Annotated in this window: 12 protein-coding genes; 3 read left to right on the top strand and 9 right to left on the bottom strand. The window is 64.7% G+C overall.

What is annotated here, in order from left to right:
* Positions 1 to 3: 3 nt before the first annotated feature.
* From J4D28_RS12955 to J4D28_RS12920, 8 genes are all read right to left on the bottom strand, one after another.
* Positions 4 to 288, bottom strand: coding sequence for a pyrimidine/purine nucleoside phosphorylase (locus J4D28_RS12955; protein ID WP_007930001.1), 285 nt, complete (start codon positions 286 to 288; stop codon positions 4 to 6).
* Positions 289 to 370: 82 nt separating this feature from the next.
* Complete coding sequence (locus J4D28_RS12950) at positions 371 to 913, bottom strand: exonuclease domain-containing protein (RefSeq protein ID WP_009050084.1); 543 nt, start codon at positions 911 to 913, stop codon at positions 371 to 373.
* Between the two features lie 69 nt (positions 914 to 982).
* Entirely contained in the window at positions 983 to 2944 is a 1962-nt protein-coding gene (locus J4D28_RS12945; protein ID WP_038634092.1) for an acetyl/propionyl/methylcrotonyl-CoA carboxylase subunit alpha, read from the bottom strand.
* A gap of 114 nt (positions 2945 to 3058) precedes the next feature.
* The gene (locus J4D28_RS12940; protein WP_038634090.1) at positions 3059 to 3856 is read right to left on the bottom strand and encodes an enoyl-CoA hydratase/isomerase family protein; all 798 of its coding nucleotides are present in this window, start codon (positions 3854 to 3856) and stop codon (positions 3059 to 3061) included.
* Positions 3853 to 5010 (bottom strand): citronellyl-CoA dehydrogenase, encoded by a 1158-nt coding sequence (gene atuD, locus J4D28_RS12935; protein ID WP_038634088.1) that lies wholly within the window; start codon positions 5008 to 5010, stop codon positions 3853 to 3855. The genes J4D28_RS12940 and atuD overlap by 4 nt, the downstream gene beginning before the upstream one ends.
* A gap of 208 nt (positions 5011 to 5218) precedes the next feature.
* Positions 5219 to 6835 (bottom strand): geranyl-CoA carboxylase subunit beta, encoded by a 1617-nt coding sequence (gene atuC, locus J4D28_RS12930; RefSeq protein ID WP_038634084.1) that lies wholly within the window; start codon positions 6833 to 6835, stop codon positions 5219 to 5221.
* 3 nt (positions 6836 to 6838) lie between these two features.
* On the bottom strand, positions 6839 to 7708 hold the full coding sequence (locus J4D28_RS12925; RefSeq protein WP_103330992.1) for an SDR family oxidoreductase: 870 nt from the start codon (positions 7706 to 7708) through the stop codon (positions 6839 to 6841).
* A 12-nt stretch (positions 7709 to 7720) separates the two neighbouring features.
* The gene (locus J4D28_RS12920) at positions 7721 to 9511 is read right to left on the bottom strand and encodes an acyclic terpene utilization AtuA family protein (protein WP_009050078.1); all 1791 of its coding nucleotides are present in this window, start codon (positions 9509 to 9511) and stop codon (positions 7721 to 7723) included.
* Positions 9512 to 9709: 198 nt separating this feature from the next.
* Here J4D28_RS12920 and J4D28_RS12915 point away from each other — a divergent pair, with 198 nt between their 5' ends.
* The 3 genes from J4D28_RS12915 to J4D28_RS12905 all read left to right on the top strand — a co-directional run bounded on the left by J4D28_RS12915 (position 9710) and on the right by J4D28_RS12905 (position 11735).
* Positions 9710 to 10333 carry a TetR/AcrR family transcriptional regulator gene (locus J4D28_RS12915; protein ID WP_009050077.1) on the top strand — a complete coding sequence of 208 codons (624 nt, stop codon included), beginning with the start codon at positions 9710 to 9712 and terminating at the stop codon, positions 10331 to 10333.
* Between the two features lie 100 nt (positions 10334 to 10433).
* Positions 10434 to 11225, top strand: a complete 792-nt coding sequence (locus J4D28_RS12910; protein ID WP_038634078.1) for an ABC transporter substrate-binding protein — start codon at positions 10434 to 10436, stop codon at positions 11223 to 11225.
* Between the two features lie 72 nt (positions 11226 to 11297).
* The gene (locus J4D28_RS12905) at positions 11298 to 11735 is read left to right on the top strand and encodes a hypothetical protein (protein WP_009050075.1); all 438 of its coding nucleotides are present in this window, start codon (positions 11298 to 11300) and stop codon (positions 11733 to 11735) included.
* A 56-nt stretch (positions 11736 to 11791) separates the two neighbouring features.
* On the opposite strand, the gene J4D28_RS12900 is transcribed toward J4D28_RS12905, so the two are convergent.
* A complete protein-coding gene (locus J4D28_RS12900; RefSeq protein ID WP_009050074.1) occupies positions 11792 to 12340 on the bottom strand; it encodes an RNA polymerase factor sigma-70 in 549 nt (182 codons plus the stop codon).
* Positions 12341 to 12403 lie beyond the last annotated feature (63 nt).

Here is a 12403-nt window from a genome sequence, read left to right as displayed (position 1 = left end):
GGATCAGCCGCGGTATTCGCACAGGTAGGCGGTGTCGACGGCGACCTTCAGCTGGAACTTGCTGTTGGCAGGGACGTTGAACTGGCTGCCGGCGGCAAAGGTTTCCCAGTCGTTGCTGTCAGGCAGCTTGACGGTCAGGGCACCGGAAACCACGTGCATGATTTCCCGTTGAGCGGTGCCGAACTCGTATTCGCCCGGAGCCATGACGCCGATGGTGGCTGGACCTTCGGCCGTGCCGAAGGCAATCGACTTGACGGTGCCGTCGAAGTACTCGTTGACTTTAAACATGGGCGATTCCTCAAAAAAGGGGTCAAAAAGGCCGGCCAGTATGCACAAGGCCTTCAGATGCGTCACCTGTTGCGCTGACGGATCAGCCGGGAAGAATCAGAGGCAATAAACGCGCCGTATTGCGGGCATCTTCCAGGGCGCGATGCTGCTGGCCGGTGAACTGCAGCCCGGCGAGTTGCAGCGCGCCGTTCAGGCCCAGCGGCCGTTCGAGGCGACGCGCCTTGGCGAAGCGTTGCTTGAGGTTCATGTGCGGCAGTTGGGCGAGGGCGCTGTGCAGTTGCGAGCGTTGCCACTCCTGCAGCAGCTGCTTGCGATCGTAGTCGCCCCAGCTGGCCCAGCCTTCCAGGCGCGCATGGTGCTGGCCCAGCCAGCGTTCGAACAGCGGCCAGACCTCGCTCAACGGCTGGGCGCCGTCGATCTGGGCCTGGCTGATGCGGGTCAGTTCACGGCAGAACGGCGTCAGCATCGGCCGCCGCAGCGGGCGCACGAAGCGCTGGAAATGGTCCAGTTCACGCCCTTCGCGGTTCACCAGGGTGGCGCCGATCTCGATGATTTCCATATCGGTCACCGGCCAGCCTCCTTCGTCCGTGGTGGCTTCCAGATCAATTACCAACCAGTGGGGCATCACAGGCTCCAGCTTCAACATCCCGATGAGGCTTGAGCGTAGCCAAACCCGACGCCTGCGCCTAGCGGCTTATTCCACCTCCAGCAGAACCTGGCGGTTTTTCACCTGATCGCCGAGGTTGACCTGCAGCCGCTTGATCACGCCATCGATCCCGGCCTTCAGCGGATGCTCCATCTTCATCGCCTCCAGCACCAGCAGCAGCTGGCCCTTGCTGACGGTCGCGCCCTCGCTGACCAGTACGTCGACGATGGCGCCGTCCATGGGCGCCTTGAGCATGCCGCTGTGGGCGCCGGCCTGGCTGGCGACCGGTGCGTGGCTCAGGTCTTGAAGGTGCAGGCTGCCGGGACGGGTAAACAGCCAGAGCTGCCCGGCTTCCAGGGTGTAGGCGTAGTGGCGGCGGATGCCGTCGATGGTCGCGCAGGCCCAGCGGCCATCCGCTTCCAGCAGCTGTACCTCGAAGCTTTCGTCGGCGTGTTGAATCTGTAGCGTCCCGGCTTGCTGGTTATTCAGTTCAAGGTTCCACACGGCCTCACCCGAGCCCAGGCGATAGTGCAGCGGCACACTGGCGTTGTTGCGCCAGCCGGCCAGCGCCGCGCCGTGGCGTTGGGCCGCGTGCTGATACAGCAGCGCCGCGGCCAGGGCCAGTTCGGCGCCGCTTGGCGGCTGGGGATGCAGACTTGGGTCGTCGGCGAAATGTTCGGCGATAAACGCGGTGCTGAATTCGCCGCTGGCAAAACCGGGATGGCGCAGCAGGTTCGCCAGCAGTTTCTGGTTGCTTGCCACGCCCGTCAGCACCGTGTCTTCGACCGCGCGCAGCAGCTTGCGGCGCGCCTCTTCGCGGGTGGCGCCATGTGCGATGAGCTTGCCCAGCATCGGGTCATAGAACGGGCTGACGCTCTGGCCTTCCAGCAGGCCATGGTCGATGCGCACATCGGTGCCCAGCGCCGGCTCCCAGCGCCGTACCTGCCCGGTTTGCGGCAGGAAGTCCTGCGCCGGGTCCTCGGCATACAGCCGCACTTCGATGGCATGGCCCTTGAGTTCGACCTGCTCCTGGCGCAGCGGCAGCGCTTGTCCGGCAGCCACCTGCAGTTGCAGGGCCACCAGGTCCAGGCCGGTGATCATTTCGGTGACCGGGTGTTCGACCTGCAGCCGGGTGTTCATTTCCAGGAAATAGAACTGCCCCCGCGCATCGAGGAGAAACTCCACGGTGCCGGCGCCGACATAGTTCACCGCCCGGCCCGCCTTGAGGGCTGCCTCGCCCATGGCCTGGCGCAGCTCGGCGGTCATCACCGGGCAGGGCGCTTCCTCGACGACTTTCTGATGACGGCGCTGGATCGAGCAGTCGCGCTCGCCGAGGTAGATCAACTGGCCGTGGCAGTCGCCGAACACCTGGATTTCCACATGCCGCGGCTCGATCAGCGCCTGTTCCAGAATCAACTCGTCGCTGCCAAAGGCGTGCAGCGCCTCCGAACGTGCGGTGCGCACCTGTGCCAGCAGTTCATCGGCGTGCTGAACGAAGCGCATGCCGCGTCCGCCGCCACCGGCGCTGGCCTTGATCATCAGCGGGTAGCCGATGCGTTCGGCTTCCTGTTGCAGAGTCGTATCGTCCTGTTCCGCGCCCTGATAACCGGCGATGCAGGGCACGCCCGCCGCGAGCATCGCCAGCTTGGACAGGCGCTTGCTGCCCATCAGTTCGATGGCCTCGGCGCTGGGGCCGATAAAGGTGATGCCGGCCGCCTCGCAGGCGCGGGCGAATTCGGCGTTCTCCGACAGAAAGCCGTAGCCGGGATGCAGCGCATCGGCGCCCGTGCGCAAGGCTGCATTGAGGATTGCCTGGCTGTTCAGGTAGGACTGCTGCACCGCTGCCGGGCCGATGCGCACCGCCTCGTCGGCCATCCGCACATGCAGCGCATTGGCGTCGGCGTCGCTGAACACCGCCACGGTGCGATAACCCAGGGCTTGCGCGGTGCGCTGGATGCGGCAGGCGATTTCGCCACGGTTGGCGATCAGGATTTTGCTGAAGGCGGGCATGGAGTGGTTTCCTGAGATCGGTGGTGTTTGGTCGGGCGTTTCGCGAGCAAGCTCGCTCCTACAAGGAGTAGGCAGGTCACGGACCTGTAGGAGCGAGCTTGCTCGCGATGGGGCTCATGACGCCCACGCCGGTTTGCGTTTCTGCACGAAGGCCATGGTCCCCTCGATGCCTTCGGCGCCAGTGACGGCGGCGGCGAACTGCTCCGCCGCGCGATCGAGCAGGGGCGCCAGCGGTTCTTCAGCGCTGGCCAGCAACAGGGCCTTGGTCGCGGCATTGGCTTCGGGCGCGCAGCACAACACATGGGCCAGTACCTCATCGAGGCGTTCGGCCAGGGCCTCTGGGCTGTTTTCGACAAAATGCACCAGGCCCAGCCGCTTGGCTTCGTGGCCATCAAAGCGCGCGGCGGTCAGCGCCAGCCGGCGGGCCTGGGTCAGGCCGATGCGCTTGACCACGAACGGGGCGATTTGCGCCGGCAGCAGGCCGAGGCTGGTTTCCGGCATACCGAACTGCGCCTGATGATCGGCGATGGCGATATCGCTGACACAGGCCAGGCCGAAGCCGCCGCCCAGCACCGCGCCTTGCAGCAGCACGATCAGCACCTGCGGGCTGTGCTGGGCTTCTTCGAGCAGCGTGCCGAATGCCCGGTTCAGTTCCTGAGAGGCGCTGGCGCCCTGGGCGCGGGCAGCGGCCATGTCTTTCAGGTCGCCGCCGGCGCAGAAGTGCCCGCCGGCGCCTCTCAGCACCAGGGCGCGAATGTCGCGGTCATCGCGTACCGCCGCCAGCACCGCGCGCAGTTCGGCGACCATTTGCAGGCTCATGGCGTTGCGGCTGTCCGGGCGATCGAGGGTGATGTGCAGGACGCCGCCGCGGGGCGCCAGCAGCAGGGTTTCGCAGGCGGGCAGGCGGCTCATTTTCTTTTCCCCGGCAGGATGCCCATGAGTTTGCAGATGATGCCCAGCATGATTTCGTCGGCGCCGCCGCCGATCGAGACCAGGCGCACGTCGCGGTAGGCGCGGGCCACCGGGTTGTCCCACATGAAGCCCATGCCGCCCCAGTATTGCAGGCAGCTGTCGCTGACTTCGCGGCCCAGGCGCCCGGCCTTGAGCTTGGCCATGGACGCCAGGCGAGTGACGTCCTGGCCCCGTACGTATTGCTCGGTGGCCTGGTACACCAGGGCCCGCAGGCATTCGATTTCGGTGGACAGCTCGGCCAGGCGGAAGTGGATCACCTGGTTGTCGATCAGCGCGCTGCCGAAGGTCTGGCGTGCCTTGCAGTACTCGATGGTGCTGTCGACGCAGTACTCCAGGCCCTTGATCATGTTGGCCGCGCCGAACAGCCGCTCTTCCTGGAATTGCAGCATCTGCATCATGAAGCCGGCGCCTTCGTGGCCGATGCGATAACGCTGGGGCACGCGCACGTTGTCGAAAAACACCTGGGCGGTTTCCGAGCTGCGCATGCCGAGCTTGTCCAGGTGCGGGCTGAGACTGATGCCGGGGCTGTTCATCGGCACCATGATCAGCGACTTGTTGACGTGGGGCTTGTCGTCCGAGGTGTTGGCCAGCAGGCAGATGAAGTCGGCGCTGGGGGAGTTGGTGATCCACATCTTGCTGCCGTTGATCAGATAGTCGTCGCCGTCCTTGCGCGCCGTGGTCTTGAGCCCGGCCACGTCGGAGCCGGCACCGACTTCGGAGACGCCGATGCAGCCGACCATTTCCCCGCTGATGGCCGGGCGCAGGAATTCCTCGCGCAGCTCGTCGGAGCCGAAGCGCGCCAGGGCCGGGGTGCACATGTCGGTCTGCACGCCGATGGCCATCGGGATGCCGCCGCAATGAATGGTGCCGAACTCTTCGGCGGCGACTATCGAATAGCTGTAGTCCAGGCCCATGCCGCCGAACTTCTCCGGCTTGGAGATGCCCAGCAGGCCTAGATCGCCGGCCTTGCGGAATATCTCGTGGATCGGAAAGCGCCCGGCCTTTTCCCACTCGTCGACGTACGGGTTGATCTCGCGCTCGACAAAGTTGCGCACCGTGCGCCGCAGTTCTTCATGTTCCTGGGTGAAGATCATTTTTATTGTTCTCCTCAAGTTGAGTGACGCAATCCCTGAACCTTGTGACTCCTGTAGCCGCTGCCGCAGGCCGAAAACACCGCCGTTGCGGAACTGCTCGCTGTCCCTGTCGCCGCTGCCGAAGGCTGCGATAAGGCCCGAAGGGCCTTCGAGGGCTTCAAGAGCACGTCCCCTTCGGGGCCGATCGCAGCCTGCGGCAGCGGCTACATCAGAACCGTGCGACACCGAAGCTATTGGGTTGTAGCTGACGCACCTGCGCCTCATGGCAGATATCCAGCAGATAACCCAGCAGGGTGCGGGTATCCCGTGGGTCGATCAGCCCGTCGTCCCACAGGTTGGCGCTGCCATACAAGGCGGTGGACTGGCTGTCGAGCTTCTGCGCGGTGACCTGTTCCAGCATATCCAGCATCTGCGGATCGGCCGCCTGGCCCTGCTTGGCGTGCTTGGCCTCGGTGACGATGCGCAGCACCTTGCCGGCCTGGGCGCCGCCCATCACTGCGGTGCGGCTGTTGGGCCAGGCGAAGATGAAGCGTGGGTCCAGGCCACGGCCGCACATGGCGTAGTTGCCGGCGCCATAGGAGCCGCCGACCACGATCGTCAGCTTCGGCACCCGGGCATTGGCCACCGCCTGGATCAGCTTGGAACCGTGCTTGATCACGCCTTGCTGCTCCGACTCGGTGCCGACCATGAAACCGGTGGTGTTGTGGAAAAACAGCAGCGGGGTGCCGCTCTGGTCGCACAATTGAATGAACTGCGCGGCCTTGCTTGCACCTTTCGGGGTGATCGGCCCGTTATTGCCGATAAAACCGCAAGGGCGCCCCTGGATCTGCAAATGACCGCAGAGGGTCTGCTGGTCGAACTCGCCCTTGAATTCGAGGAAGTTCGAACCGTCGGCGATGCGCGCGACGATTTCCCGGGCGTCATAAGGCTTTTTCGGGTCGTCGGGAATCAGCCCCAGCAGTTCGTCGATCGGGTACAGCGGTTCCGCGTAGGCGCGGGTCGGCTGCAGCGGCAGCCGGGCATTCCACGGCAGGGCGTCGAGAATCTCGCGCACGATGCGCACGCCGTCGCCGTCGTTTTCCGCCAGGTATTCGGCGGTGCCGGCCACCTGCGCATGCATCTCGGCGCCGCCCAGTTCTTCGTCGGTGGCCACCTCGCCAGTGGCAGCCTTGAGCAGGGGCGGCCCGGCAAGAAACAGCTTGGCCTTGCCGCGCACCACCACCACGTAATCCGACAGCCCCGGCTGGTAGGCGCCGCCGGCGGTGGCCGAGCCGTGCACCACAGTGATCTGTGGCAAGCCCATGGCCGACATGCGCGCCTGGTTGGCGAAACTGCGCGCGCCTTCGACGAAGATCTCCGCCGCGTAATTGAGATTGGCGCCGCCGCTCTCGGCCAGGGTCACCACCGGCAGTTTGTTTTCCATGGCGATCTGTTGCAGGCGCAGGGATTTTTTCAGGCCGCTGGGGGAGATGGTGCCGCCCTTGATCGCACTGTTGTTAGCCACCACCAGCACCCGCACGCCACTGACATAACCGATGCCGGCGATCAGCCCGCCACCGGCCTGGCTGCCGTCCTTGTCGTCGTGCAGCTTGTAGCCGGCCAGGCTCGCCAGTTCGAGAAAGGGCGCGCCGGGGTCCAGCAGCAGGTTGAGGCGTTCGCGGGGCAGCAGTTGCCCGCGCTTTTCGAATTTCGCCTTGGCCTCGGCAGCCTTGGCCAGCAGGTTCTGTTCCAGTTGGCGGATCTGTGCCAGGCCGGCCAGCATCGCTTCGCGGTTCTGCAGGAACTGCGGGCTGTGAGGGTCGAGTTGGGAATGGATGACCGGCATGGCTTACTCCTGGTCCTTGAGCACGTCGGGCAGATAAGCGCGGTGGAAGCCGTTGTAGGACTGGCTATGGGAGGCCTTGTGCAGCGGCCAGGCGCGGCTGCCGAGGCTGGCGGCGCCGTCGATGCGCAAGGTGCTGCCGCTGATGAAGGCCGCCGCCGGGCTGAGCAGGAAGACGATGGCGGCACTGACTTCCGACTCGGTGCCGATGCGCTTGAGCGGCACGTGTTCGCGCAGGGTCGGGATCACCGCCTTGAACGCGCCTTTGTAGGTGTCCATGCCGCTGGAGGCGATCCAGCCCGGCGCCACGGCGTTGACCCGCACCCCGGCATGGCCCCATTCGAATGCGGCGGTCTTGGTGAAGTTGTCCATCCCCGAGCGCGCGGCGCCGGAATGGCCCATGCCGGGCATGCCGCCCCACATGTCGGCGAGCATGTTGACGATGCTGCCGCCGTGCTTGCTCATGGACTGGTTGAAGACTTCTCGGGCCATGAGAAAACCGCCCACCAGGTTGGTGCGCAGCACGGTTTCAAAACCTTTCTGATTGATCGAGGCCAGGGGCGAGGGGTATTGCCCGCCGGCGTTGTTGACCAGACCATGCAGCGGCCCGTGCTCACGGATCAGTTCACTGACCAGGGCCTTGACCGCCTCCTCGTCGCGGATATCGCAGGCATGCCCGCTGGCCTGGCCGCCGTCTTCGGCAATCTCCGTGGCCACCTTGTGCAGCTTGTCCGCCTTGCGCCCCACCAGCAGTACACGGGCGCCAAGGGCTGCCAGTTCGTGGGCGGTGCAGCGCCCGATGCCGCTGCCGCCGCCGGTGACGATGATGGTCTGGCCGGCGAACAGGTCGGGTTTGAAAATCGAGTCATAACCCACGATAGGTGTCCTCTAATTAACGGCGTCAGCGATGCTCTGCGGCACCGGGATCTGGATTTCCAGCAACTGCTGGGCAAAGGCCTTGCCTTGCGGGTCGATGCGCAGGCTGGCGACACCGCCGCCACCGAGGGCGTTTTCCAGCAGGAAATTCAGGCTATGGCTGCCCGGCAGGTACCAGCGCTGGACCCGGCCATGGATCGGGTCCAGCACATGGCTCATCCAGTCCACCACGACTGCGGGGGTCAAGGCTTCGGCGATCCACGGCAGGTATTCGGGCGCGCGGGCCATGACTCCGATATTGCTGTGGTTGCCCTTGTCTCCGGAGCGCGCCACCGCCAGCTTGACCAGCGCCACGCTGGCATCGGCGCGGCCCACGGGGCTGGCCACGGCATGGGGCGCGGGCAGGGCACTGGAGTCGAGGCTGTCGAGCTCGGGCAACTCGACCCGGTGGCGCTGGCCGGCCATCTCGACTTCCAGGGTGCAGGCGCTTTTGTCGATCAGGAACGAGAACAGACGGATCAGCGGATAGACCGTGGGCCGGCCGCCGACGATGCCGGTCAGGCCCGGGGCCATGCCCGTGGCGGCCTGGGCGATCTCCCGGGAAAACAGCACCAGCGCGCGCTTGTCCGGGTGGCGCACGGCGAGCTTGATCACCACTTCGCGGCTGTCCTGGCGCTGGCCGTGAGGGCCGTAGGTGGCTTCGCTGCCGAGCAGTTCGATATTGACTTCGCTGTAAGGCGCCCAGCCGCGCTGGGCGAACATTTCCGCGGTCTTGTCGATGATCGCCTGGCTGACCCGGCGCGCCTTGGCCACTGCGTCGATACCGGCGATCAGGCAACTGGCGGTGCAACGGAAACCGTCCGGGTAGGTGGCGCTGACCTTGTACTGGCCGGTCGGCGGCAGGCCCTTGGCGCCGTGCACGCTGACCGCATTCTTGCCCTGTTGGCGCAGCTTGACCTGGGTGAAGTCGCAGACCACGTCGGGCAGCAGATAGGCCCGCGGATCGCCGATCTCATATAGCAGTTGTTCGCCGACGGTCAGTGGCGTGACCAGGCCGCCGGAGCCTTCGGGCTTGCTGACCACGAACTGGCCGTCGGCGCCGACCTCGACTATGGGAAAGCCGATGTGTTCGTAGTCCGGCACGTCGCGCCAGTCGGTGAAGTTGCCGCCGGTGCACTGTGCGCCGCATTCGATGATGTGCCCGGCGAGGGCGGCCTGGGCCAGCTTGTCGTAGTCGTGCCAGGACCAGCCGAACTCATGCACCAGCGCGGCGCTGACCACCGCGCTGTCAACCCCGCGGCCGGTGATGACAATGTCGGCGCCGAGCTTCAGGGCTTCGACTATTCCCGGGGCGCCGAGGTAGGCGTTGGTGGACACGCACATGGGTGGCAGCGGCGCGCCGCTGAACATTTCATGAATGCCGCTGCCGCTCAGTTGCTTGAAGCGCGGTTGCAGGTCGTCGCCCAGTAGCACGGCGATCTTCAGGGCCACGCCGGCCTGGTCGCAGGCCGCTTGCAGGGCCGCGGCGCAGGCCTGTGGGTTGACCCCGCCGGCATTGCTGATGACCCGGATGTTTTGCCGGGCGATCTCGCCCAGCAGCGGGCTCAAGACCTCGACAAAGTCCGTGGCGTAGCCGGCAGTGGGATCCTTCATCCGGGCGCCGGCCATGATCGACATAGTGATCTCGGCCAGGTAGTCGAACACCAGGTAATCCAGGCGGCCGCCCTGCACCAGTTGCGCGGCGGCGCTCGAGGTGTCGCCCCAGAAGGCACTGGCGCAGCCGATGCGGAGGGTCTTGGTCATGGCAGGGGGCTCTCGATAAAAGACTCGATGACAGAACTGCATCGAGACTACCAAGCAAGCGCTTGGTTTGTAAACGTCGGAAATATCTTCTTCCCAAGCGCTTGCTTGGTCGTCCCCACGGGCTTAAATTGCGCGCGCAAGCTCCCTGTTTCAGCGGGCTGCGCCGCATAACGATCGAGCGAATGTAGGAGAGAGGCCGTGGACGAGCAAAAAGCCTTGCTGGTGATGCGCCAGCTGGTCGCCAACGGGCAACTGACCGATCCGGACAGCGCCCGCGGCAAGCTGCTGCAAACCGCGGCTCACCTGTTTCGCAACAAAGGCTACGAACGCACCACGGTGCGCGACCTGGCCAGCGCGGTGGGCATCCAGTCCGGCAGCATCTTTCATCACTTCAAGAGCAAGGACGACATCCTGCGCGCGGTGATGGAGGAAACCATCCACTACAACACCGCCCTGATGCGCGCCGAACTGGCCGAAGCCGGCAGCGTGCGCGAGCGGGTGCTGGCGCTGATCCGCTGCGAGCTGCAATCGATCATGGGCGGCAGCGGCGAGGCCATGGCGGTGCTGGTCTACGAATGGCGCTCGTTGTCGGCGCAAGGCCAGGCCGACGTCCTGGCCCTGCGCGACATTTATGAGCAGATCTGGCTGCAGGTGCTGGGCGAGGCCAAGGAGGCCGGCTTTATCAAGGGCGATGTGTTCATTACCCGGCGTTTTCTCACCGGGGCGCTGTCCTGGACCACCACCTGGTTTCGCGCCGAGGGCAGCCTGACCCTCGAACAACTGGCCGAGGAAGCGCTGACCCTGGTGCTCAACGAGCCCTGAGCGCAAGTAATTAATTACTCAGTGGAAAGTTGTCGAAGCGAGGGAAACCGCCTAGCTTTAATGGCACTCCCCTGTTTCTTTTCTTGAGGTACGTTACCTGATGTCTTCGCCAATGCGGACGGCTTTGCGAATGCTTGTGTGGGGCCTGGCCACCCTGACGGTTTTCCCGGTCTGTGCTGCACAGTTGGTACGGGTGGGGGCGGCGCACTTTCCTCCTTATACCGTGCGGCCCGAGCAGGGCGCCGACACCGGTTTGCTGCCGCAACTGGTGGAGGCCTTGAACGTACTGCAAAGTGATTATCAATTCGTACTGGTGCCGACCTCGATTCCCCGGCGTTTTCGCGATTTCGAGCAAGGCCGCATCGACATGGCGATTTTCGAGAACCCGGCCTGGGGCTGGCAGGACATTCCCCACACCAGCGTCGACATGGGCCTGGAAGATGCCGAGATCTTCACCGCCCAGCGCGAGCCCGGCCGCGGCCAGGAATATTTCGCCGACCTCAAGGGCAAGCGCCTGGCCCTGTTCAGCGGTTACCACTATGCATTTGCCAACTTCAATGCCGACCCCAAGTACCTGGCCGACACCTACAACGCGACCCTGACCTACTCCCATGACAGCAACCTGCTGATGGTGCTGCGCGGTCGTGCCGACATTGCGCTGGTGACCCGTTCCTACCTCAGTGATTTCCTCGCGCACAATGCCGACACGGCGCAGCAGTTGTTCGCGTCCGAGCGGATCGATCAGGTCTACCACCACTACGCCCTGATTCGCCCCATGGCGCCGATCACGGGCGAAGACTTCGCCAAGTTGCTGGGGCGCCTGCGCGACAGCGGTGAAATGCTGAAGATCTTCGATCCCTACCGCATTGTGGTCATGCCCCCGGCCAAGTGAAGCCGGCCTGCCTAAATTTCTCTCTGCGGCTCACGTCACTTGGTTGAACACCGATGACGCTGAGTCCGTGCCATGTCCTCTCTCGATACGCTGTCCGCTGTGGCCGTTGCCGATACCTGCCGTTGCGTCGCCGATGCCGCTGGCCTGCAACCGCTGCGGCTCGCCGGCATTGAAACCAGCGGTGCCAGCCGTGGGCCTGGCGCGCCGCTGCCACCGCCGGGCAGCGAGGTGCTGCAAGCCTTGCGTGGGCAAGACGGATGGCGTGAGGAGTGGATGGCCGGCTGGTTGTCGACCCTGGTGCATTCGTTATGCCTCGACCACGGGCCGAGCGAGCGGCTGGTCGAGGACGCTGGCCACAGGCTCGAGCAGCAGGAGCGTTGCCTGCATTGTGGAAGGGCCTTCGATTTTTCGCACAAGCGCGCCGCCCTGCTGATTCTGGCGCAGGGGCGTGGTGTCGAACGGCATCAGGGGGTCGAGAAGATCGGGCGGGAGCGTTCCTGTTCGCGGTAGCGCCGTGGCGGACGGTGGCTATCGCGATCAGGTGCGGGAGTAGCGGGCAGCGCGGATCAGTGGCGGGCGTAGGTGTCGGCGCGGCTACCCGAGACTTTGCGGCAGTGCACCAGTGCATCGCGAATCATGAAATTCACCAGGGTCGGCGAGACCCCGAGCTCCTTGGCGATGTCCTTTTGCGGCACGCCATGCAGGCGATACATCTCGAACGCATAGCGGGTGCGGCTCGGCAGTTCCGTCAGCGCATCGGCAATGTGTTCCAGGGTCGAGAAATTGATGTGTGAGGTTTCCGGCGACGCTCCCTGCACGACCACATTCAAGCCCTCTTCTTCAGTGCCCGAATACTTCTGCTCCAGCGCCTGCTTGCGATAGTGGTCGATCGCCAGGTTGCGCACGATCTGGAACAGGTAGCTCAACTGCGCCTTGAACGACGAGGTGATCTGCGGCGCCGATTGCAGCCGGAAGAAAGCGTCCTGCACCACGTCTTCGGCGCGGGAGCGGCAGCCGGTAATGCGCGCCGCGATTTTGACCAGGATCAGGCGGTTGTCGACAAAGGCCTGGAGTAGCGGTGAATCGCACCTGCTTGTGGATACTTGTTCCGTCATGGAAATCACCTTGCTGCAAAAGGGTTAGTAGGACGACAGAAATTTCAGATTCGTCTTACACAT

Source organism: Pseudomonas sp. GW531-T4, assembly GCF_017349615.1.
GTDB classification, from domain to species: Bacteria; Pseudomonadota; Gammaproteobacteria; order Pseudomonadales; family Pseudomonadaceae; genus Aquipseudomonas; species Aquipseudomonas chlororaphis_I.
The sequence above is the reverse complement of the archived record's forward strand: the minus strand, read 5'-3'. Positions and strand labels throughout refer to the sequence as shown.

Bases quoted from the DNA above. Each gene is read 5' to 3' on its own strand.
- J4D28_RS12955 (WP_007930001.1), bottom strand. From the start codon at position 288: ATGTTTAAAGTCAACGAGTACTTCGACGGCACCGTCAAGTCGATTGCC.
- J4D28_RS12950 (WP_009050084.1), bottom strand. From the start codon at position 913: ATGCCCCACTGGTTGGTAATTGATCTGGAAGCCACCACGGACGAAGGA.
- J4D28_RS12945 (WP_038634092.1), bottom strand. From the start codon at position 2,944: ATGCCCGCCTTCAGCAAAATCCTGATCGCCAACCGTGGCGAAATCGCC.
- J4D28_RS12940 (WP_038634090.1), bottom strand. From the start codon at position 3,856: ATGAGCCGCCTGCCCGCCTGCGAAACCCTGCTGCTGGCGCCCCGCGGC.
- atuD (WP_038634088.1), bottom strand. From the start codon at position 5,010: ATGATCTTCACCCAGGAACATGAAGAACTGCGGCGCACGGTGCGCAAC.
- atuC (WP_038634084.1), bottom strand. From the start codon at position 6,835: ATGCCGGTCATCCATTCCCAACTCGACCCTCACAGCCCGCAGTTCCTG.
- J4D28_RS12920 (WP_009050078.1), bottom strand. From the start codon at position 9,511: ATGACCAAGACCCTCCGCATCGGCTGCGCCAGTGCCTTCTGGGGCGAC.
- J4D28_RS12910 (WP_038634078.1), top strand. From the start codon at position 10,434: ATGTCTTCGCCAATGCGGACGGCTTTGCGAATGCTTGTGTGGGGCCTG.
- J4D28_RS12905 (WP_009050075.1), top strand. From the start codon at position 11,298: ATGTCCTCTCTCGATACGCTGTCCGCTGTGGCCGTTGCCGATACCTGC.
- J4D28_RS12900 (WP_009050074.1), bottom strand. From the start codon at position 12,340: ATGACGGAACAAGTATCCACAAGCAGGTGCGATTCACCGCTACTCCAG.